Below are 21,313 nucleotides of genomic sequence, written 5' to 3'. Positions count from 1 at the left end.
GGTATACAAAGACGAATGGAAGGGGAGTTCATGGCGGCCATGAAACCACGGACCGGAGACGGTCCAATGGAGGCGGTAAAAGAGGGGCGCCTGATCATCGTGCGTGTACCGCTCGAAGGTGGGGGTCGGCTCGTTGTCTCAGTCAACGACGCCGAGGCCAAGGAACTTCACGATGCACTCGCAGGGGTTGTCGCTGCGGCGAAGTAGCGTTTTTCGAGTACAGAACATAAAAAGAACGGCTGCTCGCGCAGCCGTTCTTTTTATGTATGGGAGGTTAAGCGTTGAGCTTGGTGATCTGCAGCAGTCCGTCGCCGACGGGGGAGAGCGCGCTGATCACGGCGCTCGACCCGGCGATCTCGGTCAGCAGCGTGCGGAAACCGGTGGCGACGTCGTCGCGCTGCGCGGGGTCGGCGACGCGTCCGCGCCACAGGGCATGCGCCACGAGTACGGTTCCGCCCGGGCGGGCCAGGCGCAGGCCATGTTCGACGTATTCGATGACCGACTGCGGGTCGGCGTCCACGAACACAATATCGTAAGAATTTTCGTTCATGCGGGGCAGCACCTCGCCGGCCTTCCCGGTGATCAGGCGAACCCGGTTGGCCGGAATCTTCGCCTCGGTGAAATTGGCCTTGGCGTGCTGCAGATGATCGACCTCGGTATCGATCGAGGTCAGGGTGGCGCCGGGCGCGCCAGTGAGCAGCCAGATCCCCGATACTCCGGCCCCGGTACCGACCTCGAGGATGCTGCGCGCCCCGGTGGTGGCGGCGATCACGGCGGATTGTGCGCCCACCGAGGGTGCAATCGCGTCGATTCCGAGTTCGAGGGATTGTTGACGTGCGCGCGAGATGGCTTCGGATTCGACGACACAGTCGTCGGAGAACTTCCAGTTCAATTCAATGTCAGACACAAATAACTCCAGTAGATGATTAGCTCAAGACTAGGGCCGAGGTGGGCATGGTCCATGGATGCCCCGCCGGGCAGATATTCTAGGGACATGTTTGGGCTGACATTCGAGAAGATTCTGCTGATCGGGATCATCGCTGTCTTCTTGCTCGGTCCCGACAAATTGCCGCACTATGCCGCCCAACTCGCTCGCCTCGTGCGCCAGCTGCGCGACATGGCCAACGGTGCCAAAGATCGCATGCGTGACGAGATGGGCCCGGAGTTCGACGATCTGGACTGGAAAAAACTCGACCCGCGGCAGTATGACCCGCGACGCATCATTCGAGAAGCCCTCGCCGATGAAGACCCGGTCAAGGAGCAATCCGCGTCGATTTCCCGGGCCGAGCCCAACCCAGACGGCGCCTATCTGAAACGCAAACGTGCCAGGGAAGCCGCCCTGACCGCGCTCGAGCCGGCCCCGTTCGACTCTGAGGCCACCTAACGCTCTAAGGAGAACGGATGACCGAGTCGAAGCAGCCCAAACGAGTGAAAAAGTCTGTCTACGAGGCCGAACTGGCCCGGCTGCAGGCCGAACTGGTCACGATGCAGCAGTGGGTGAAGGCGTCCGGTGCCCGCGTTGTGGTGATCTTCGAGGGCCGCGATGCCGCCGGCAAGGGTTCGGCGATCAAGCGCATCACCGAATACCTCAACCCTCGGGTCGCTCGCATCGTCGCCCTGCCGATGCCGACCGAGCGCCAGCGCGGCCAGTGGTATTTTCAGCGGTATCTCGAGCACCTTCCTTCGACCGGTGAAATCGTGCTGATGGACCGATCCTGGTACAACCGGGCCGGCGTCGAGCGGGTGATGGGCTACTGCAGCTCCGACGAATATCGCCGGTTTCTGCACCAGACACCCCTGTTAGAACGGATGCTCGTCGAAGATGGAATTCTGCTGGTCAAGTACTGGTTCTCGGTGTCTGACCTGGAGCAGGAACGACGGTTTCGCTCCCGGCAGAAGGACCCGATGCGGCGTTGGAAGCTCTCCGAAACGGATGTGTTGTCGATCACCAAGTGGGTCGAGTATTCCAAGGCTAAGGACGAGATGTTCGTGCACACCGACATCGCCGAAGCGCCCTGGTGGGTGGTCGAGAGTGAGGACAAGCGGGCCAGTCGGTTGAACGTGATCAGCCATCTGCTCTCGCTCGTGCCCTACGAGAAAACGGACCCGCCGAAGGTGCACATTCCGCCCAGACCACCGGCTTCGGACTATGAACGGCCGCCGCGGGAGGAGAACCATCAGATTCCCGACCATGCGGCGACGTTGGTGAAGCCGAAGGAATAAGGCTCCGCAGGGCGGTTTCCCCGGGCGGTTCCGCCGAGTCGGCTATTGCGGCGTGAGGCCCAGACTGCGGCCCGCCAGCCCGCGTGCCCGCGTTTTCATGCGGTGCGCGAGCTCCAGAATGACGCGAGCGGCCGGGTCGTCGGGCGCGCCGAGCACAACAGGGAGTCCGGCATCACCGCCGCTGCGCAAGGCCAGGCTCAGCGGAACCTCCGCTAGCACCGGCACTGAAACATCTTGGCCGACGGAGAGGCGCGTGGCGACCTCAGCGCCGCCGCCTGAACCGAACAGCTCGAGCAGGCTACCGTCGGGCTGCACCATCGCCGACATGTTCTCGATCACGCCGTAGACGCTCTGCCCCGTCTGGCGGGCAACGATTCCGCTGCGCTCGGCCACGTCCGCCGCCGCGGACTGTGGCGTGGTCACAACGATGACCTCGGCGTGGGGGAGCAGCTGGCCGACCGTGATGGCGACGTCGCCGGTGCCCGGTGGAAGATCGAGCAGCAGCACGTCGAGGTCGCCGAAGTACACGTCGGTCAGGAACTGTTTGATCGTGCGGTGCAGCATCGGTCCGCGCCAGGCGACCGCGGCCGACGCGTCGTCGATGAACATGCCTATCGAGATGACCTTCACGTCGTGCGCGATCGGTGGCAAAATCATGTCGCCGACCTGGGTCGGTTTGACTGCGAGGCCGTCGTGCACCAGGCCGAGCAGACCGGGAATACTGAAACCGTGCACGTCGGCGTCTACGATTCCCACTCGCAGGCCTTCGCCGGCGAGCGCAACAGCCAGGTTCGCGGTGACGGTGGACTTGCCGACGCCGCCCTTACCGCTCGTGATCGCATAGACGCGGGTGAGCGACTCCGGGCCGAACTGCACGCTGCGTGCTACCTGGCCGCCGCGCAGTTTCTCAGTCAGTGCGGTGCGTTGCTCGCGGGTCATGATCGCGACCTCGACGCTCGCGCGCCCCGGTCCGCATACCGACTCGGCGGCGGCGAGAACGTCGCTCTCGATCCGCACAGCGGCCGGACAACCGGCAATGGTCAAGCGGATGCCGACGTTCACCTGCCCGTCGTCGCTCACCGTCACCCCGGACACCATGTCGAGGTCGGTGATGGGCTTGCGAATCTCGGGGTCGGTCACCCGGGCCAGGGCGATGAAGACGCGGGAGCGGATGCTATCGTTCGTTGAAATCAGTGGATCAAGAGTCATACGGTGGGGCGGCTTTCCTTGGTGCTGTCTGGGTCTGTGCGTTCGTCCAAATGCTCAAGCAACGCGCGCAGTTCCGCGCGAATGAAGTCCTTCGACGCCATGTCCTTGATGGCGATGCGCAGCGCCACAACCTCGCGGGCGAGGTATTCGGTATCGGCGAGGGTGCGTTCGGCCCGCTGACGGTCTTGTTCGAACTGCACCCGGTCGCGGTCGTCCTGCCGGTTCTGCGCGAGCAGAATCATCGGAGCAGCATAGGACGCCTGCATGGACAGCACGAGGGTGAGCGCGATGAAGCCGAGGGCGACCGAGTCGAAGCGCCACGCCACCGGCGCCAGAGTGTTCCAGGAGATCCAGGCGACGGCGAACAGGGTGAGCCCGAGCAGAAACCACGGGGTTCCCATGCCGCGGGCGATGGCCTCGGTGAAGCGGCCGAACCGGTCCCGGCTGTGGCCGCCGTTGCGCCCGAGACCCACGAGGTTGCCGGTTCGCAATCCTTTGGGCGCATCGAGGCGCAGGTCGGCACGATTATTGCGGGCCACGAGTCGTCCTTTGCGCTCCGGGTAGCGGGATACTGCCGGTTCTTATCTCGCTGCGGGCGGCGGCGCGTCGACGCACGTCGTCATTACCGTCATGGCTGCGCCAGTCGTCGGGCAGCAAGTAGTCGAGCACGTCATCAATCGTCACCACCCCGACCAGTCGGTAGTTCTCATCGACCACGGGCACCGATACGAGGTCGTAGCTCGCCAGAATACGGCTGACTTCGGCGGCCGACGTGTCGGCGGTCACCGGATCCAGACCCGCGTCGAGCAGCGTGCCGAGCCGCTCGTGGGGTGGGTAGCGCAGCATCCGCTGAAAATGGACCATGCCCAGAAAACGACCAGTGGGTGCTTCGTAGGGGGGCAGAGTCACGCAGATCGCCGCGCCGAGTGCTGGGGCAAGATCGTGACGACGGATGCGCGCGAGCCCTTCGGCGACGGTGGCATCGGCCGAGACAATAATCGGCTCGGTCGTCATGAGGCCGCCGGCCGTGTCGGGGGCGTAGGAGAGCAGAAACCGCACGTCTTCGGCTTCTTCGGGCTCCATCAGGTCGAGCAGCTGCTCGCCACGCTCCTCGGGCAGCTGGGCGATCAGGTCGGCCGCATCGTCGGGCTGCATCTGATCAAGCACATCGGCGGCGCGGGCATCGCCGAGGCTGGTCAGAATGCCGACCTGATCGGTCTCGGGCATTTCCTCGAGCACGTCGGCGAGGCGATCGTCGGGCAGCTCACCGGCCACCTCGAACATGCGCTCGCGCGGCAGATCGAGCAGGGTATTGGCGAGGTCGGCCGGTTTCAAATCGGAATAGGTCGCGATGAGGTGTTCGGCGGACTGCGCCTGGCCTTCGGTCTCTTTCTCGCGGACCTCGGCCCAGGTTGCGAAGGTCGTGATGCCCTTGACAAAGGGGGAGGCGCTGGTCTTTGGGCGACGCACGAAGAGCTGGCTGATCGCCCAGTCGGCCTCCGTACCCTCCTTGATCGCGACGTCTTCAATGGTGGCTTCGCCCGAGCCGTCAGTGAAGAGCACCTTGCGGCCGAGAAGTTCGGCGATGACGCGCACCTCGCCGCCGCGCTGCTCATAGCGGCGCACATTGATGAGGCCGGTCGTGATGATCTGGCCGCTGCCGATGCTGGTGACCCGGTTGATTGACACGAACACGCGTCGTTTACCGGGGATCTCCACGATCAATCCGACGACGCTGGGCGGGTCATTTTTTCGATACACCACAAGAACATCGCGCACCTTGCCCACGCGGTCGCCCGCGGGGTCGAAAACGGTGCACCCGGCCAGTCGGGCGACAAAAACTCTTGTGGAACTCACAATATAAATGTAGGCCACTGGTGCGACATTGGCGGCCCGGCACGACTTCCCCGTGTCGGCTACTAGCCCGACAATGGCGGCCAGGCACGAATTGCTGGCACGGAATAGGGTTGCGCTCATGACCGTTTGCAAACTTGTCCATGATTTCCGTCGAAGGCTGGTAGAAACGGTCGCTGCACGGTGCTCGGCCGGGCCCGCTTTCCGGGCGCAGGGCGAGCGTTGAGCTTTCTGGCGAAGGGCGGCATTCCTGCGGCAAGGCGAGCCGTGCAATTGATCTGGAGCGCAGTCGCACCCGACTACAGCAAAGTCGGCGACAGCGCCGCCGCCGGCCGGGCTCTCACCGGCCTCCTGAACGCAGCGCACGACATCGTCGCCTATCGGCAATTATCGATCAAGGCCGAATCCATCCACCTGGTCTCCGGCGACCGGATGAGCTACCTGAAATTTGCGGTCGCAACCGATCGCACCGCAGACAATGCCGTCTCGCTGTCCCATCTCTTGGCACTCAACGCTGAGGAAGCACGGGGCCTCGGCGACCTGATCGGCGGAAAAGCGCCGTTTCGCTCACTCCGCATCGTTATCCTCTCCCTGGAGGGGGACTTCGCCATCACCCGGCTCGACCTGGACCCCGAGAGCCCGGGAGGTGTCTCGTGGTATGGTCCGTTCGACCGCAAGCTCTTCAACGACATTGCTCTGGGCTTTGCGCTCTTCGTCACCCACATGGTGGCCAATGTCTTTGATGACGACGACGGTGAGGAGACGTTCGCCGAGTCCATTGAATGGATAACCTGAGGTGCGCGCTCAGGCAGGTCAACAGGTCTGCGTGAAAGAATGATGCTATGAGCAACCAGAGTCTGTTTCCCCGGCGTCGCCCAGTTTTGCCTCCCGTGTTGCCGCGCGGCGAGGTGCTCGGGACGTACAGCACCTATGCCGATGCGCAGAGCGCGGTCGACGCGCTCGCCAAGGCGGACTTTCCGGTGAAGCAGCTGGCGATCGTCGGCAACGACCTCAAGAGTGTCGAGCGCGTGACCGGCAAACTCACCTACGGCCGGGTCGCGCTCGCTGGCGCGGCATCCGGTGCCTGGTTGGGAATCTTCTTCGGGATTCTATTCTTTTTGTTCTCGCCGACCGGATCGAGCCTGCCGTTCGTCTTCGCCGCCCTGATCATGGGTGCCGGTTTCGGCATGCTACTCGGCATTACGAGCTACGCGATCAACCGCCGCCGCCGCGACTTTACCTCGACCATGCAGGTCATCGCGACCAACTACCAGATCATTGTCGACGTTGAGCTGGTCAACCGGGCCCGCAACCTGCTCGCGGGCTTCCGCCAGGCCGAGCCAGCACCCGTGGTACCCACGGTGACCCCACCGGCGACCCCACCCGTGACCCCACCCGTGGATCCACCCACCCCCAACTAACTCACGCTAGAGCGGGAAAATGTTTGCTTCGGCAGGGCTGAAGCAAACATTATCCCGCTCTAGCGAACCTGTTAGCGCTGGGCTTTGGCGATCCAGGCCTCTACTTCACTCGCGGTGCGGGGGATCGCTGCTGAGAGGTTCTCGGCACCCGTCGCGGTCACCAGAATGTCGTCTTCGATGCGCACGCCGATGCCGCGGAATTCAGCCGGAACGGTGAGGTCGTCGGGCTGAAAGTACAGCCCGGGTTCGATCGTGAAGACCATGCCCGGTTCGAGCACGCCGTCCATATACATATCCCGGCGCGCCTGCGCGCAGTCGTGCACGTCGATGCCGAGGTGGTGGCTGGTACCGTGCACCATGTAGCGGCGGTGCTGGCCGTTGTCCGGAAGCAGGGCCTCCTCCGCGGTGACCGGGAGCATTCCCCACTCAGCGGTGCGCTTCGCGATGACCTGCATCGCGGCGGCGTGCACGTCGCGAAAGATGGCGCCGGGGCGAACGACGGCCAGAGCGGCATCCGCTGCCTCGCGCACGGTTTCGTAGACCTGGCGCTGTACGTCGCTGTAGACACCATTCACTGGGAGGGTACGCGTGATGTCGGCGGTGTAGTAGCTGTCGAGTTCGACGCCGGCGTCGATGAGAATCAGGTCGCCGGGAGCTACGACGCCGTCGTTGCGGGTCCAGTGCAGAATACAGGCGTGCGGGCCGGAGGCGGCAATAGTGTCGTAGCCGACCGTGTTGCCGTCGCTGCGAGCGCGGGTGTTGAACACGCCTTCTACCAGGCGCTCTCCACGCGCGTGCACGCTCGACCGTGGAAGGTCGGCAATGACATCGTTGAAGCCGCGCGAGGTGGCCGCGATGGCCAGGCGCATCTGCGCAATTTCGAAGGCGTCTTTCACGAGGCGAAGTTCGGAGAGGCCGAGGGCCAGACCGGCGTCGGGTTCGTGTTCGGCGTTGATTTCGATGCTGAACGGTGAATCGGTGGCGTTGCTGCTGAGCACCCGCTCGGCGGCGAAACGCAGACGGGCTTCGTCGACCTGCTCGGTGAAGTTCGGGTCGGCTTCACGCAGCACGAGGGTTTCGCTATCGATGACCTTCAGCACGGCGGCGAGCTCGGCGATGCCGCGCACCTCAAGGGAGAGGTCGCTGGCGACCTGGGCGACGGATGGACGCGGTCCGATCCAGAATTCGCCGATGTCGGGGTTGGCGTAGAACTCGTCGGAGTCACGACCGGCCCGCTCGCGAAAGTACAGGGCAGCGTCGTGGCCGCCGGCGGCCGCCGGTTCCAGCACGAGCACGGCGCCGGGTTCACTGTCGCTGCCCCAGCCCGTGAGGTGGGAGAAGGCCGAGTGGGCGCGGAAAGCGTAGTCGGTGTCGTTGGAGCGCTGCTTGAGGCGGCCGGCCGGAATGATCAGGCGCTGGCCCGGGTACTGCGCGGACAGCCGAGCGCGACGTTCGGCGGCGAACGGCGCCTGCTCGCGGGCTGGGGGCAGAACGTCGGTGCGTTCGGCCCACCCGCTCGCGATGAAAGCTTTGAAGCCGGTAGACCCCGGAGTGGTCGAACGGTTTTCGTTCGAACGCGCGGCAGGAATAAATGCGGGAGCAGTAGTATCAGCCATTCCCCCATTCTCGCACCGCACTCTGGACAGCCCCCGATCTGGTGCTGCAGATGCTGCGATAAGTGGATCCTGCGTGATTGTCCGAAATTATCTGGCCGGCGTCAGTGTCGCTACGATCGGTCGGTGATCGCTTCCGGCCTCGTCGAGCGACTCGATCACCTGCAGGCCGGAAACCCGCCAGTTGGGGGTGGCCATCACGTGATCGATCGGGCTGCCGAGCAGCGCGGGCAACGCGGTCGGCCAGGTGCCGACGGATGCTGCACCGACGGACAGCGCCGCATCCGAGCAGTTGCCGAGCACCGAGTCGCCGCCGCTCGCGCGGTCCGCCATATGGTCGAGCGTGGAATTGAAGTCGCCCGCCATGATCACGTCGTCGCCCTGGCACTGGGTAGCGAGCCAGTCCAGATCGCTGCGCCAGTTCGACATCTCATACTGAATCGGCGCAACGGCATGCACCGCCACAATGGTGGGGCCGGAACCATCGACCGGTTCGGCCACGACGGTCGGCAGCACGTTGGTGTTGCCGGGCGGCCCGGACCCGGCCGCGTTGGTGACCGCGTAGGCGCCCAGGTCGGGGCTGATCAGCACGGTGGTGGAGCGGGCCTTGGAGACCAGATCGAAGGCCAGGGTGTGTACCCACATAGGGCGGCCAGCGTCGCGCATCGCTTCGGCGATCAGAATGCCGGTCTCCTTCGTCGTTTCGGGCAGGGTCACGACATCGGCGTTGTGGGCCAGCGCTTGCGCGGCGATGACCGCGGCACCGGGAGCGTCTCCGAGCGTGTTCCAACTGAGCACGGTGACGGAGTCGGCATCCGCTTCGGCGCTGACCAGACCCTCGGTGGGCGATACCGTCGTCGAGAAACCGCGGGAGGCCAGAACGCCGACGCTGGCGATACCGAACAGGGCGAGCAGCACCATGGCCACTCCCAATGTTCGACGGTGCGGAAGAATGAACCGCAGTACGGCGAGCAGAACGAGCCCGACGACCGTGCCGATGACGGCCACGGCGCGAAAGGAGACCAGATGGGCGACGACCCAGCTGTTATGCAAGCCGAACGCTTGCGGCCAGGTCACGACCAGCAGGATGACGGCGGCACCGATCAGAATCAGTGCCCGAAGGAGTCTGGTGAACATTATTCTGAACCCTAGATCAGTATTCTGGGGAATAACTCGTGCCGTGGGCGGTGGTGAACGGGCGCAGGTGTCCAACTAGCATGGGGTCATGGCAGTCGCGCGGCAATTTCGGGGTCCGATCGACCTTCACGCACACTCGAGCGTGTCCGACGGTACCGAAACTCCGGCGGAGCTCGTGCACGCCGCGGCCGTAGCAGGGCTCGGCACGATCGCTCTCACCGACCATGATTCGTCGGCTGGCTGGGCTGAGGGTTCCGCGGCCGCACGCATCGAGCACCTGACACTTATTCCGGGAATGGAATTTAGCACCCGGGTGCGGTATTCCAGCGTGCACCTTTTGGCATATCTTTTTGACCCGGACGATTCTGCGCTGCTGGCCGAGATGACCCGCGTTCGTGCAGCCCGGCTCAGCCGGGCCGAGGAGATGGTCGCCCGCATCGGAGTGGATTACGACCTGAGCTGGGACGACGTGCTCGCCCAGACCACTCCTGAAGCCACGGTCGGGCGGCCGCATATCGCCGATGCTCTCGTGGCTCGCGGGCACGCCCTCAATCGCAGCGCGGCCTTCGCCGACATTCTGCACTGGAAGGCCGGTTATTTTCAACCGCACTACGCCCCCGAACCCCTGCGAGCGATCGAACTCGTGCGCGCAGCCGGGGGAGTGCCGGTCATCGCCCACCCCGCCACCCGCGGCATCGGCGACGTCGTCGCTGAATCCAGCTTGAAGACGATGGTCGACGCCGGACTGTTCGGGCTTGAACTCGAGCATCGCGAGAACAATCCGGAGCCCACCAAACGGCTGCACGAGCTCGCCGCCAAATTCGGGCTGTACGTCACGGGTTCAAGCGATTATCACGGCACCGGCAAGCCCAACCTGCTCGGCGAGAACACCACAGCCCCCGACGTTCTCGACCGCATCATCGCCGAGGGCCGCGGCTCGGCTCCGGTTTACGGCTGATTGCTTGTTCGAGTGGCGCTGCGCAGCGACTAGATTGTGCTGCCGGTCTGCGGCGAGCGACGACGGGTGCGACTGCGACGCAGCGGGGCGTTATTGCCGTCGTGGTGCTCGGCTCCACCGCCATCGTGTGTTCCGGCGGCCGGAGTCGCCGCCGGGGCATCCGGGTTCGTGCTGGAGCCGACGCGGGTGCGTGACCGGGCGGGGCGACTGGCGTCGGCGGCGGCCGGGCTCGTCGCTGGCCGGTCGGAACCGGTGCGCGCAGAGTCGCCACGGCCGGAGCTACGACCGCTCTCGGAGCGACCGGAGCGTGCCGCGCCGGATCGGCTGCCCACTCCGGCAGAACGAGATGCGCCGGTACGTCCGGCCCCGCCGGTGCGAGCGTCACCCACGGTGACCTCCTTCACCGGGGTGGCGCGCAGGCGGCCCTTGGAACCGGCTGGAATGTTCAGGTCGGTGTAAAGATGCGGTGACGAGGAGTACGTCTCCATCGGTTCCGGCTGGCCAAAGTCCAAGGCCTTATTGATGAGCGACCACTTGTGCAGGTCGTCCCAGTCGACGAAGGTGACGGCGATTCCGGTCTTGCCGGCACGACCCGTGCGGCCGACGCGGTGCAGGTAGGCCTTCTCGTCTTCGGGAATGGTGTGGTTGATCACGTGGGTGACGTCTTCCACGTCGATGCCGCGCGCGGCGACATCCGTCGCGATGAGGATCTCTTTCTTGCCGCTCTTGAAGCTGGCCATGGCGCGTTCGCGCTGTTCCTGGTTCAGGTCGCCGTGCACTGCGGTGGCGTTGAAGCCACGGTCGCCGAGTTCCTCGACGAGCTTCGCGGCGGCACGCTTGGTGCGGGTGAAGATGATGGTCTTGCCGCGGCCCTCGGCCATGAGGATGCGGCCGATGACCTCGTCCTTGTCCATGTTGTGGGCACGGTAGACCAGGTGCTCGATGTTGGCCTGCATGAGGCCCTCGTCGGGATCGGTCGCGCGAATGTGAATCGGGCGGTTCATGAAACGACGGGCCAGGGCCACGATCGGTCCGGGCATCGTTGCCGAGAACAGCATGGTGTGGCGGGTCGCCGGAGTCTGCGCGAAGAGCTTCTCAATGTCGGAGAGAAAACCGAGGTCGAGCATCTTGTCGGCCTCATCGAGCACCATTTCGCGCACGTTGGCGAGGGTAAGCAAACGCTGGCCGGCGAGGTCGAGCAGACGGCCAGGGGTGCCGACGACGATCTGAGCGCCAGCCTTGAGCTGTTCGATCTGACCTTCATAGGCCTTGCCGCCGTAGATGGAGACAATCTTGGTATTACGGTTCGCCGCGGCAAGTTCGAGGTCTTCGGAGACCTGCACGCACAGTTCGCGGGTCGGCACGACGATGAGGGCCTGCACACCGGGCTCCGGGTCGATTCCGAGGCGCTGAATTACCGGAAGTCCAAAGCCGAAGGTCTTTCCGGTGCCGGTCTTGGCCTGACCGATGATGTCCTGGCCGGCGAGGGCGAGGGGGATGGTCTGGGTCTGAATCGGGAACGGTTCGAGGATGCCCGTGGCGGCGAGGGAGTCGACCATGTCCTGGTCAATATTAAGTTCGGAGAAAGTCACGAATGTATGCCTGTCATTAACTGGAAGCGAAGTGCGCCCGTTTTTGCGTCTCGGGCAGCGGCCGCCGATCCTTGTCGGCGACGTAATTCCACCTTACTGCCCCGTCTGGACAGCGGCCACAGGCGCGCTGTTCTAAACTAGGCCCGTGGTCACGTGGTTCGGTCGGCGCCCGCAGCGCAATGAAGCTCCGAGGCTTTCGGCCCGCGGGGCGCCCCAGCCAGCCGAAAAAGTAGACATCAGTTCGCTCGCACCGGGCGTGCAACATTTTCTCGGCCAGGCCGCTTACAGTGAGCTCGGCGAATTCGATAGCCTGGCCCGCGCGGTGGCGACCGCACCGAACCTCGCAGTGAAAGAAGGCCTCAGCGCCGCTGCCGGTCGGGCGCTGAGCAAGCACCACGGACTGATCACCGAGATTCGTCGACGCGGCCACGAACCAGCCGTCGAGATGGCCCCGTTCGTCCTGAGCCTCGATGCGTTCCGCGCGAAAACGGCCGGTACTGACTGGCATGAATTACTGCTGAGCTGCTACCTGGTTGGTGGCTTGCTCGACGACTTCTTCATTCGGCTGTCCGACGGCCTGCCGCGTGATATCGGGCCTCGCGTCGCGCAATTGCTGGGCGAGGATTCCGGTACCGACGTGCTCATTCACGAGCTACAGACCGCGATCGAAAACGACCAGGCGCTCGGCTCACGGCTGGCGATGTGGGGCCGTCGGCTCGTCGGTGACACCCTGCTCGTGGCCAGGTCGGCCACTGATCTGGCGAACGCTCCCGCAGACAGCAATGAGGCACGCATCGAACCGGTCTTCACCGAACTCATCGCGGCGCACACCCGCCGCATGGACGGCCTCGGCCTCACTGCATAAAAATGTGAGACTAGGCCGTTCCGGTTTTGGCGAGGGCTTGCAGCAGCCGCTGATCGGCGTGAATGCGTCGCCGGCTGATCAGAAGATTCAGCACAACGGATGCAGCACAGGCGGCCCCGAGGGACACCCACCAGATCCATCCGCCGGCCCAATTCCAGCCGAGCCAGGTCAGTGCGACCCAGACAAAGGATGCCGCGGCCGTTCCGATCGCCGGGACCAGCACCGAGCCCTGGGTGGAGCGTCCGGGTAAGAAGTACCGTGCGCCGAGGCCTATGAGCGTGCCGAACAGCGCGACGAACAACAACTCCATGGCGTTTTAGGCGACGAAGCCGACGCGGCGCGACTCTTCGCTGCCGAGTTCCACGTAGGCGAGCCCAACGGTCGGAACGATGTAGACGCGACCCTTGCTGTCGCTGAGCTTCAGATAGCCGGTCTGACCGGAGAGGGCCGCCGCAACGGTCTCCTCAATCTCGGTCGCTGGCTGCGAAGTCTCAAAACCGATCTCCCGGGGAGAGTTGAAAATACCAATGCGAATATCCACCGAACTGCCTTTCGTAGCCTTGCGCTCAGATTACGACAGAACGCGCCCCCGCCCTGACCGATTTCACTGTCGGCGCAACCCGTTACCGTTGAAATGTGACCAACCACGACCTCGACGCCGACCAGCAGGCCGTTCTCGACCTCCCCGAAGCGGAGAGCGCCGCCGTTATTGGTGCGCCCGGCTCCGGCAAGACCACCACACTCGTCGAACTCGTCGCCGACCGAGTGTTGAACCGGGGGTATTCACCGAGCGAGGTGCTGGTCTTGGTTCCGACGCGCGCCGGTGCCACCGTGCTACGCGACCGGATCGCGCTGCGCCTGGCCGTGCCGACCAACGGACCGCTAGCTCGCAGCGCCAACTCCGTGGCCTTTCAAATCGTGCGCTCCGCGGTCGCCCAGGCCGGTGGGCCGACTCCGACCCTGCTCACCGGCGGCGAGCAGGACCAGATCATCGCCGAACTGCTACAGGGCCATCTAGACGACGAGACGGCCGGAGCGCCGAGCGGCCCGGTTTGGCCGACCACTCTTGGCGCGGATGTGCGCAGTCTCCGCGGTTTTCGTACCGAACTGCGCGATCTGATGATGCGCGCCGTGGAATATGGCGTCACCCCGGGCCAGTTGGAGCGTCTCGGCCTGGGCCGGCCGGAGTGGGTGGCTGCTGCCGAGTTTATTCGCGGCTACGAAGAGGCCAAGGACCAAGCCCGCCCAGAGCAGTACGACTCTACCGAGCTCGCCCGCTATGCAGCGGCGATCGTGGCCAGAGCCGAGGCCGGCCCGGCCGGGGCTGCGACGCTCGGCACCCTGGCCGGACTGCGTCTGATCGTGCTCGACGATGCCCAGGAAGTCACCCAGGCCACGCTCACCCTGCTGGCGCAGTTCCAGGCGCGCGGAGTCGCGATCATCGCCGTTGGCGACCCCGACATCAGCACCGGTTCATTCCACGGTGCGCATCCCGATGCCCTCGGCCGCCTCGGTCAGTACCTCGGCATCGGCGCGGTCGGTACGCCGGTGCGGACCTCCGCCGGCACCGCGGCGGCTTTGCCTTTCGGCGGGATAGCGCCGCCGATCGTGCTCGGCACCGTTTACCGCCATGGCGCGGGCATCCGTCAGGTGATTCAGCAGATCACCAGCCGCATCGGCGCGGCCGCGGCCGGCACCCAGCGCGCGGCGGGCAGCGTGCTGGGTGCGCCCGACGTGGTGAGCGAGATTGCTGTCGAAGGCTCCGATGATCCTGCGCTCTCGGCCCCGAGCGCAGTGACCACGCCGGACGTCGTCCCCGAACCATCCGTGCACACCGTCATCGCGACCAGCCCGGCCGACCAGCTCGCGGTGATCGCCCGGCTGCTGCGCGAGCGGCACGTGATCGACGACATTCCGTGGTCGCGCATGGCCGTGATTGTGCGCACCGGTTCGCTCGTTCCGTCGATATCCAAGGGGCTCGCCGCTCTCGAGGTGCCGACGCAGGTGTCGACTGCCAGCACGGCGCTGCGCGACGAGTACGCCGTGAAGGCATTTATTCTCGCCCTCGAGGTCACCCTCGGCCGTAAACAGCTCGACTCCGAGGCCGCGATCGAGCTGCTGCGCGGCCCGCTCGGCGGCCTCGACCCGATCACCCTGCGTCGGCTGCGCGCCGCACTGCGTCAACAGGAGTTGGGGCAACACGAGCTAGGCGAACACGAGCTAGGCGACGACATCCCCTCCCCGCGCAGCGCCGATGAACTGCTCGTCGCCGCCCTGCACGACCCCGAGCTGCTCGCTACCATCGACAACCGCACCGCCCGCCGCGCAGCCGGTTGCGGAGCGAGCCTGCGCCAGGCCGCCATCGAGTATGCGGCCGGCGCGACCATCGAAGAACTTCTTTGGGGCCTGTGGCAGCGCAGTGGCCTCGACCGCGAATGGAAGGAACAGTCCACCAGCACCGGAATCGTCGCCGACGAGGCCAACCACAACCTCGATGCCGTCGTCGCCCTGTTCTCGGCCGCTCAGCGTTACGTCGAACGTACCCCCGCGGCCCCACCGGTTTTGTTCCTCGAACACCTCGTCGACACTGACGTGCCCGAAGATACCCTAGCGCCGCGCGCCCTGGGCGCGGCGGTCACCGTGTCCACGCCGAGCGGTATCATCGGGCGCGATTTTGATATCGTCGTTCTCGCCGGTGTGCAGGCCAACGTCTGGCCCGATCTGCGTGTTCGCGGTTCGTTGCTCGGCGCCGGCGACCTCGCCCTCATCGCCTCGGGGCAAGACGTCCCCGATACCGACGCCCGAACGGCGGTGCTCCATGACGAGCTACGCATGTTCGCTCAGGCGGCCAGCCGGGCCACGACTGAACTGCTCGTGACCGCCGTCAATAACGAAGAGAACGAACCATCGGTGTTCTTTCGCCTGTTGCCGCAGCCTGCCCCGGCTCTCGGAGCCGACGACCCCGCTTACTACCCCGTGTCGCTTCGCGGTCTGACCGCACGACTGCGTCGCGACCTGACCCGTGCCATCCACTCGCCGGGTCGGTTCGACTCTGCCACCCGGGCAGCGGATGCCGCCGCGACGCTGGCCCGGCTCGCCGACGAAAATGTTCCCGGTGCCTCGCCCGACGAGTGGTACGGTCTGGCCGATCCGAGCACCGTGCGTCTGCTCAACGACCCGGAGGCCGGTGACCAACCGGTACGGGTATCGCCGTCGCGCATGGCAGCCTTTGAAACCTGCCCGCTGCACTGGCTGATCGGTCAGGTCGGTGGCGGCAACTCCAACTCCGCCGCTAACCTCGGCACGATCATCCACAAGGTCATGGAAGACGCCACCGATCGGCGCCCAGAAGCCCTGTGGCAGGGGGTGGAGGCCCGTTGGAACGAGCTTGACTTCGATGCTGATTGGCAATCCCGGGTGCAGAAGGTTGCAGCGCGGAAGCTAACCGATCGACTGGCCTCCTACCTGCTGGATTTCGAGCACGGCGGCGGCGAGCTGCTGAGCGCCGAGGGCACCTTTCAGCTCGAGGTGAGCGGTGCCGTGCTGTCGGGCACCATCGACCGGGTCGAGCGCCAGGCTGATGGTCGGGCCGTGATCGTCGACCTCAAAACTGGCAAGGGCGATGCGACGAGCGACAGTGGAGTCGCGGAGCATCCGCAGCTTGGCGCCTACCAGCTGGCCTTTCAGGAAGGCGCCATCGACGGTGTGTCCTCGGATATGGCTCTGGCCGGTGCCCGCTTGGTCATCGTCTCCTCGGGCACTGTCAAGCAGAACTATCGCAATCCCACCCAGCCCGCGTTCACGCCGGAGCAGCTTGAGGCTTTTCGCATCCGGGTGGGTGATGACGCTGCCGGAATGGGCGGTGCCACCTTCATCGCCGAGATCACTTCGCACTGTCTCGACCCCAGGTCTCACGGGTCCTGCCGCATCCACGTCATCAAGCAGGTCAGCTCATGAGTCTTCTTTCCACGACCACTACGGTTTCCGCGCTCGATATCGCGGCGGCGCTCAACATGTTCGCGCCGACTATTGAGCAGCAGGCGGTCATCGAAGCGCCGCTCACGCCGACCCTCGTCGTCGCCGGAGCCGGCAGCGGTAAGACCGAGACCATGGCCAACCGGGTGCTTTGGCTGCTCGCCAATGGCCACGCCCGACCCGACCAGATTCTCGGACTCACTTTCACCCGCAAAGCCGCCGGCGAGCTCAGTGAGCGCATCAACAAGCGCATCAGCGACCTCGAAACAGCCGGCCTCATGCCGATCACCGTCGACGCCGACTCCGACTCCGACCATGGCACGGCTGCGGAGTCTTCCGACCTGTTCAACACCCCGAGCGTGTCCACCTACAACTCCTTCGCCAGCCGCCTGTTCACCGACAACGCCCTGTTGCTCGGCCGCGAACCCGAGTCGGTGTTGCTGAGCGAAACCAGCGCCTGGCTCCTGGCCCGTCGCGTCGTCATCGACTACGGCGACGGGCGGCTCGTGCCCTTCGGCAAGAGCCTCGACCTCGTCACCGATGCCGTGCTGCAGCTCAGCCGTGCCCTGGCCGAGAATCCGCCAGCCGTTCACCTCGGTCAGCCCGGGGCTCCCCACGACCTCACCGGTCTGGCCGACAGTTTCGGCTACCTGCCCGATTTGCCCTACGGCAATCCGCGCAAGAAGACACCGTACGCCTCGGTCACTGATTCCCTGGCCGCGGTCGTCCCGCTCCCCGTTCTGGCCGAGCTCGCCGCCCGCTACAGCCGTGAGAAGCGTCGCCTCGGACTGATCGAGTTCTCCGATCAGGTCGCCCTGGCACTGCAGGTCTGCCAAAAGGTCGACACCGTCGTCGACCGATACCGGGACCAATACCGCGTGGTGCTCCTCGACGAGTACCAGGACACCTCGGTCTTGCAAACCGAGCTGCTACATACCCTGTTTCGCGACCACCCGGTGATGGCCGTCGGTGATCCCCACCAATCCATTTACGGATGGCGCGGTGCCAGTAGCGCAAACCTGCTCGGCTTCGGCCGAGATTTCAACACCAGCGACTTCAGCCCAGCGATTACGGCCCCGACCATGTCGCTGTCTTTCACGTGGCGCAATCCTGCCCTTGTGCTCGATGCTGCCAACACTCTCGTCGCCCCGCTGAGCGCCGCGCTCCGCGCCAAACCAGGCGGAATCCAGGTCGAAACTCTCAAGGTGCCCACCGGCACCCGGCTCGGCGCGGTCGACGCGCTCATGGCTGAAACCATCGCCGAAGAGGCCGGAGCCATCGCCGACTGGTTCGCCACCCGACTGGTCGGCGAGCACAGCGGCGCGATGCTGTTTCGGGCCCGTCGTGAGATGGAATACTTCGCCGAGGTGCTGCGGGTGCACGGCGTTCGTGCCCACGTGCTCGGACTCGGTGGTTTGCTCTCCACCCCCGAGGTCGCCGATGTCGTGAGTGTGTTGCGCGTGGTGCACGACCCCGCCGCCGGCAGCGAACTGGTGCGGCTGCTCAGCGGTGCCCGCTACCGCGTTGGCGCGCGCGACCTGCAAGCGCTCGCCGACGTGGCGCGCTGGCTGGCCGGGCACGACTGGGCGCAGAAAGCCATCTCGGCCGATTTGCGCGGCAAGCTGCGCGCATCCGTTGCCGGCGATGAGGGCAGCTCGCTCGTCGATGCGCTTGATTTTCTCGGCTCAGCGCCCGACTCGCACGGCCAGCTTGCCGGGTTCAGCGAACTCGGCCGGGCCCGGGTACAGTCGGCCGGTCGTCAGCTGGCCTGGCTGCGCTCCCGGGCCGGCCTGCCGTTGCTCGACCTTGTGCGCTTGATCGAGCAGGAATTTCGGCTCGACGTCGAACTGATCGCGAACGAGGCCAACGACCTCGGCCTGGCTAACCTGTATTCCTTCCACGACACCGTCTCGGCCTTTCTCGACAGTGACGAGCAGGGCACCTTGGCGAGCTTTCTGCGCTGGCTCAAGCGGGCTGAACTGCAAGATGATCTCGGCCCTCGCGCTGAAATGTCGGAGCAAGGCACCGTGCAGCTGCTGACCGTTCACGGAGCCAAGGGTCTCGAATGGGATTTCGTCGCCATTCCTAACCTGACCGAGAAGAGCCTGCCAGCCGCCTCTCGCGATACGAGCGGATGGCTGCGCTTCGGCGAGCTGCCCTATGCGTTCCGAGGCGACCGGTCCGAGCTGCCCGATCTCGATATCGCCGGCCACGTCACCCAGTTCGACTTCGATCTGGCGTTTCAGGCCTACAAGGCCGAGCTGGCCGACCGGCACGACGACGAGGAACGCCGTCTCATCTACGTCGCGACCACCCGCGCCAAGCGCGAGCTGCTGCTGACCGGCTCATTCTGGGGTCCCGGAAGTACCGCCCGCAAGCCCAGCCGTTACCTCACCGAACTTGTCGAGGCCGGGCTGATCGCCGAAATCCCCGACGTGCCCGTCGAGTTCGAAAAGCCCGCCTCGGTCGATGATGGCACTGAACTGTGGCCGTTCGACCCACTCGGTGGCCGCCGGGCGCTGGTCGAGGCTGCTGCGGCAAGGGTGAGCGCGAGCGAAGCGGATACCCCCACGCGCTGGTCGCACGCCGTAACCCTGCTGCTTGAGGAACGCGCCCTGCGCCTCAAAGGCGGCGGGGTTGCGCCCGTGCCCACTCGCATCCCGGCCTCCCGGTTCAAGGACTACGTCGACGATCCGGCCGGTGTCGCGGCGGAGCTGCGCCGCCCGATGCCGCAGCGTCCGTACCGGGCCACTCGGCTCGGCACGTTGTTCCATTCCTGGGTCGAGCGTCGGGCGGGCGGAGCCACTGGCACCGACCGCGTCGATGCCGATCTGTTCGACCTCGATCTCGATCTGGCAGACGAGGGCCAGGGCACGGGAACACTCGGGCAGCTCGACGTGCCGGAGCAGGCGCAGTTCGCTATTCTCCAGGCCACCTTCGAACGCTCCGAATGGGCTGATCGCCGGCCGGTTGACGTTGAGATCGAAATTCACCACGTGCTCGCCGGGCAGGTTTTCGTCTGCAAGCTCGACGCCGTCTACCGTACCGAAACCGGGTTCCAGGTAGTCGACTGGAAAACCGGGCGGGCGCCCAAGAACGCCGCCGACCTGGAACTCAAACAGACTCAGCTCGCGCTGTACCGGCTCGCCTACGCCCGGTGGAAGGGGATCGATCCGAGCATCGTCGATGCCGTGTTCTATTTCGTCGCCGACGATATCGTCATCACCCCCGAGCGTCTCTACTCGGAGTCCGACCTTCTTGCGGCTTGGTCCGGGGCATTGGCCCCGGTGTTGGCCCCGGTGTTGGCGTCGTCAGAGTCCGCGTCGTCACGGTCGGAGTCAGCGGTCAGTCCCGAAAAGTTATAGCTATCGGTGTGCATGGCCGCGTGCTGGTCGTAGTCGCGGGCGGCGCGCGGCATGTGGTCGAGCATGTTCTCCACGTCACCGACGCTCATGATCGGGCCGGTTTCGGGGGAGAGCGGCTGCTGGGTGTGGCTGTGCACAGTGTCGACCAGGCCGTCGAGCATGGCGACGGCGTCATCGACGATGGACTGGTCGTGGCTGCTGGAACCGTGCAGCAGCCAGCGGGCCAGTTCCAGTTCGGCGTACAGCATGGCGCGCTGGGTGATGTGCGTGTCGCTGCCCTGTCGGGTGCTGGAATAGGTATCGATGGCCAGTTCGGCGGCGTCACCGCGGGCGGCCAGCAGCCAGTGCAGGTCGCGCGCCGGATCGCCGACGGCCAAACCCGACCAGCCGAGAATCCCCGACACGGCGTCGTCGGTGATCAGAATGGAATCGGCCGACATCGACCCGTGCACCACGGCCGGCGCGAACTGCCACAGGGCCTCGTCGTCGGTGGCCTGTTCCCAGCGGCGCAGCAGCGCGGCGGGCAGATAACCGGTGCTGGCGGCTCGGTCGATCAGGTCGATTGCGTCCTTGCGGCACTGTTCGGCGCTTTGCTGCGGCAGGCCGGCGGTGCCGATGAAGGCGCTCGGCAGCGAGTGGATGGCGGCTATCGCGCGCCCGATCGACCCGGCGACGCCCTCATGCCCGGTGAGGGCATCCGCATCAAAACTGTCACCGGCCAGCAGCTCATAGACCACAGCACGGGTCCCTTGAATCGGTGTCTGGCCGACGTACTCGGGCACGTCGAACGGCAGCCGGCTGCGATTGCCGGTGGTGAGCGCGCGCAGCGCCACGAGGTCCGCGGACTGCTCCGTTTCGGCCGACTGGCTGGTGGGAACGCGAATAATGAGCGCACGACCGGCCTTGTCGATGACGAGCGCCGAGTCGAACAGCCCGTGCGCGCCGGCACTGTGCTTGCGGGCGTAGGCCACGTCGAGCCCCGGAACAGCGGAGGTGGCTAACGCGGCTAGAGTGAGTTGAGTTCTGGCCATGCCTTCTAGGTTAGATCGACTTGCGGTCTGGCGGTTATCCGCCACGCCTCCATAACGCGTTCTCGCAGAG

General features: G+C 65.4%; 18 protein-coding genes and 1 pseudogene. 9 read left to right on the top strand and 10 right to left on the bottom strand.

Features of this window, described 5'->3' with window-relative positions:
• Nucleotides 1–30 precede the first annotated feature (30 nt).
• Nucleotides 31–207 (top strand): DUF3117 domain-containing protein, encoded by a 177-nt coding sequence (locus tag CXY71_RS11975; RefSeq protein WP_092108645.1) that lies wholly within the window; start codon nucleotides 31–33, stop codon nucleotides 205–207.
• 67 nt (nucleotides 208–274) lie between these two features.
• On the opposite strand, the gene CXY71_RS11970 is transcribed toward CXY71_RS11975, so the two are convergent.
• The gene (locus CXY71_RS11970; protein WP_104135828.1) at nucleotides 275–907 is read right to left on the bottom strand and encodes an O-methyltransferase; all 633 of its coding nucleotides are present in this window, start codon (nucleotides 905–907) and stop codon (nucleotides 275–277) included.
• An 87-nt stretch (nucleotides 908–994) separates the two neighbouring features.
• Here CXY71_RS11970 and CXY71_RS11965 point away from each other — a divergent pair, with 87 nt between their 5' ends.
• The gene (locus tag CXY71_RS11965) at nucleotides 995–1,384 is read left to right on the top strand and encodes a sec-independent translocase (protein ID WP_104135827.1); all 390 of its coding nucleotides are present in this window, start codon (nucleotides 995–997) and stop codon (nucleotides 1,382–1,384) included.
• Between the two features lie 17 nt (nucleotides 1,385–1,401).
• Nucleotides 1,402–2,223: a polyphosphate kinase 2 gene (gene ppk2, locus CXY71_RS11960; protein WP_199184289.1), complete on the top strand. Its 822-nt coding sequence runs from the start codon at nucleotides 1,402–1,404 to the stop codon at nucleotides 2,221–2,223.
• 42 nt (nucleotides 2,224–2,265) lie between these two features.
• Here the strand turns inward: ppk2 and CXY71_RS11955 are convergent, their stop codons facing one another.
• The 3 genes from CXY71_RS11955 to CXY71_RS11945 are packed head-to-tail and all read right to left on the bottom strand — an operon-like array spanning nucleotide 2,266 to nucleotide 5,289.
• A complete protein-coding gene (locus CXY71_RS11955) occupies nucleotides 2,266–3,432 on the bottom strand; it encodes an Mrp/NBP35 family ATP-binding protein (protein WP_104135826.1) in 1,167 nt (388 codons plus the stop codon).
• On the bottom strand, nucleotides 3,429–3,971 hold the full coding sequence (locus CXY71_RS11950; protein WP_104135825.1) for a DUF1003 domain-containing protein: 543 nt from the start codon (nucleotides 3,969–3,971) through the stop codon (nucleotides 3,429–3,431). The genes CXY71_RS11955 and CXY71_RS11950 overlap by 4 nt, the downstream gene beginning before the upstream one ends.
• Nucleotides 3,958–5,289 carry a CBS domain-containing protein gene (locus CXY71_RS11945; RefSeq protein ID WP_104135841.1) on the bottom strand — a complete coding sequence of 444 codons (1,332 nt, stop codon included), beginning with the start codon at nucleotides 5,287–5,289 and terminating at the stop codon, nucleotides 3,958–3,960. Before CXY71_RS11945 ends, CXY71_RS11950 begins: the two co-directional genes overlap by 14 nt.
• A 264-nt stretch (nucleotides 5,290–5,553) precedes the next feature.
• Between CXY71_RS11945 and CXY71_RS11940 the strand changes: the two genes are divergently transcribed.
• A complete protein-coding gene (locus CXY71_RS11940) occupies nucleotides 5,554–6,081 on the top strand; it encodes a hypothetical protein (protein WP_146072815.1) in 528 nt (175 codons plus the stop codon).
• A 47-nt stretch (nucleotides 6,082–6,128) separates the two neighbouring features.
• On the top strand, nucleotides 6,129–6,707 hold the full coding sequence (locus tag CXY71_RS11935) for a general stress protein (RefSeq protein WP_104135823.1): 579 nt from the start codon (nucleotides 6,129–6,131) through the stop codon (nucleotides 6,705–6,707).
• Nucleotides 6,708–6,778: 71 nt separating this feature from the next.
• Here the strand turns inward: CXY71_RS11935 and CXY71_RS11930 are convergent, their stop codons facing one another.
• Both CXY71_RS11930 and CXY71_RS11925 read right to left on the bottom strand, forming a co-directional pair.
• Complete coding sequence (locus CXY71_RS11930) at nucleotides 6,779–8,323, bottom strand: aminopeptidase P family protein (RefSeq protein WP_104135822.1); 1,545 nt, start codon at nucleotides 8,321–8,323, stop codon at nucleotides 6,779–6,781.
• An 87-nt stretch (nucleotides 8,324–8,410) separates the two neighbouring features.
• Nucleotides 8,411–9,457: an endonuclease/exonuclease/phosphatase family protein gene (locus CXY71_RS11925; RefSeq protein WP_104135821.1), complete on the bottom strand. Its 1,047-nt coding sequence runs from the start codon at nucleotides 9,455–9,457 to the stop codon at nucleotides 8,411–8,413.
• Between the two features lie 88 nt (nucleotides 9,458–9,545).
• On the opposite strand from CXY71_RS11925, the gene CXY71_RS11920 reads away from it, so the two are divergent.
• Nucleotides 9,546–10,415 (top strand): PHP domain-containing protein, encoded by an 870-nt coding sequence (locus tag CXY71_RS11920; RefSeq protein WP_104135820.1) that lies wholly within the window; start codon nucleotides 9,546–9,548, stop codon nucleotides 10,413–10,415.
• A gap of 29 nt (nucleotides 10,416–10,444) precedes the next feature.
• On the opposite strand, the gene CXY71_RS11915 is transcribed toward CXY71_RS11920, so the two are convergent.
• Nucleotides 10,445–12,007: a DEAD/DEAH box helicase gene (locus CXY71_RS11915; protein ID WP_104135819.1), complete on the bottom strand. Its 1,563-nt coding sequence runs from the start codon at nucleotides 12,005–12,007 to the stop codon at nucleotides 10,445–10,447.
• A gap of 145 nt (nucleotides 12,008–12,152) precedes the next feature.
• Between CXY71_RS11915 and CXY71_RS11910 the strand changes: the two genes are divergently transcribed.
• Nucleotides 12,153–12,872 (top strand): ferritin-like fold-containing protein, encoded by a 720-nt coding sequence (locus CXY71_RS11910; RefSeq protein WP_104135818.1) that lies wholly within the window; start codon nucleotides 12,153–12,155, stop codon nucleotides 12,870–12,872.
• 10 nt (nucleotides 12,873–12,882) lie between these two features.
• On the opposite strand, the gene CXY71_RS11905 is transcribed toward CXY71_RS11910, so the two are convergent.
• The gene (locus CXY71_RS11905; protein WP_104135817.1) at nucleotides 12,883–13,182 is read right to left on the bottom strand and encodes a hypothetical protein; all 300 of its coding nucleotides are present in this window, start codon (nucleotides 13,180–13,182) and stop codon (nucleotides 12,883–12,885) included.
• A 6-nt stretch (nucleotides 13,183–13,188) separates the two neighbouring features.
• Nucleotides 13,189–13,413 carry a DUF3107 domain-containing protein gene (locus CXY71_RS11900; protein ID WP_092108379.1) on the bottom strand — a complete coding sequence of 75 codons (225 nt, stop codon included), beginning with the start codon at nucleotides 13,411–13,413 and terminating at the stop codon, nucleotides 13,189–13,191.
• Between the two features lie 95 nt (nucleotides 13,414–13,508).
• On the opposite strand from CXY71_RS11900, the gene CXY71_RS11895 reads away from it, so the two are divergent.
• Nucleotides 13,509–16,829, top strand: a complete 3,321-nt coding sequence (locus CXY71_RS11895) for an ATP-dependent DNA helicase (RefSeq protein ID WP_104135816.1) — start codon at nucleotides 13,509–13,511, stop codon at nucleotides 16,827–16,829.
• A pseudogene (locus CXY71_RS11890) lies at nucleotides 16,826–20,068 on the top strand (UvrD-helicase domain-containing protein); the annotation flags it as partial. The gene CXY71_RS11895 and the pseudogene CXY71_RS11890, both read left to right, overlap by 4 nt.
• Nucleotides 20,069–20,085: 17 nt before the next feature.
• On the opposite strand, the gene CXY71_RS22050 reads toward CXY71_RS11890, so the two are convergent.
• Nucleotides 20,086–21,243: a phosphotransferase gene (locus tag CXY71_RS22050; RefSeq protein ID WP_104135814.1), complete on the bottom strand. Its 1,158-nt coding sequence runs from the start codon at nucleotides 21,241–21,243 to the stop codon at nucleotides 20,086–20,088.
• Nucleotides 21,244–21,313 lie beyond the last annotated feature (70 nt).

It is taken from the genome of Cryobacterium sp. Y62, from assembly GCF_002929785.1.
Taxonomy (GTDB): Bacteria; Actinomycetota; Actinomycetes; order Actinomycetales; family Microbacteriaceae; genus Cryobacterium.
Note: the sequence above shows the minus strand (reverse complement) of the source record. Positions and strands in the feature narration are given on the sequence as shown.

What these genes read in the sequence shown, in the direction of transcription:
- CXY71_RS11935 (WP_104135823.1), top strand. Translation starts at nt 6,129, where the DNA reads ATGAGCAACCAGAGTCTGTTTCCCCGGCGTCGCCCAGTTTTGCCTCCC.
- CXY71_RS11925 (WP_104135821.1), bottom strand. Translation starts at nt 9,457, where the DNA reads ATGTTCACCAGACTCCTTCGGGCACTGATTCTGATCGGTGCCGCCGTC.
- CXY71_RS22050 (WP_104135814.1), bottom strand. Translation starts at nt 21,243, where the DNA reads ATGGCCAGAACTCAACTCACTCTAGCCGCGTTAGCCACCTCCGCTGTT.
- CXY71_RS11975 (WP_092108645.1), top strand. Translation starts at nt 31, where the DNA reads ATGGCGGCCATGAAACCACGGACCGGAGACGGTCCAATGGAGGCGGTA.
- CXY71_RS11920 (WP_104135820.1), top strand. Translation starts at nt 9,546, where the DNA reads ATGGCAGTCGCGCGGCAATTTCGGGGTCCGATCGACCTTCACGCACAC.
- CXY71_RS11955 (WP_104135826.1), bottom strand. Translation starts at nt 3,432, where the DNA reads ATGACTCTTGATCCACTGATTTCAACGAACGATAGCATCCGCTCCCGC.
- CXY71_RS11965 (WP_104135827.1), top strand. Translation starts at nt 995, where the DNA reads ATGTTTGGGCTGACATTCGAGAAGATTCTGCTGATCGGGATCATCGCT.
- ppk2 (WP_199184289.1), top strand. Translation starts at nt 1,402, where the DNA reads ATGACCGAGTCGAAGCAGCCCAAACGAGTGAAAAAGTCTGTCTACGAG.
- CXY71_RS11905 (WP_104135817.1), bottom strand. Translation starts at nt 13,182, where the DNA reads ATGGAGTTGTTGTTCGTCGCGCTGTTCGGCACGCTCATAGGCCTCGGC.
- CXY71_RS11930 (WP_104135822.1), bottom strand. Translation starts at nt 8,323, where the DNA reads ATGGCTGATACTACTGCTCCCGCATTTATTCCTGCCGCGCGTTCGAAC.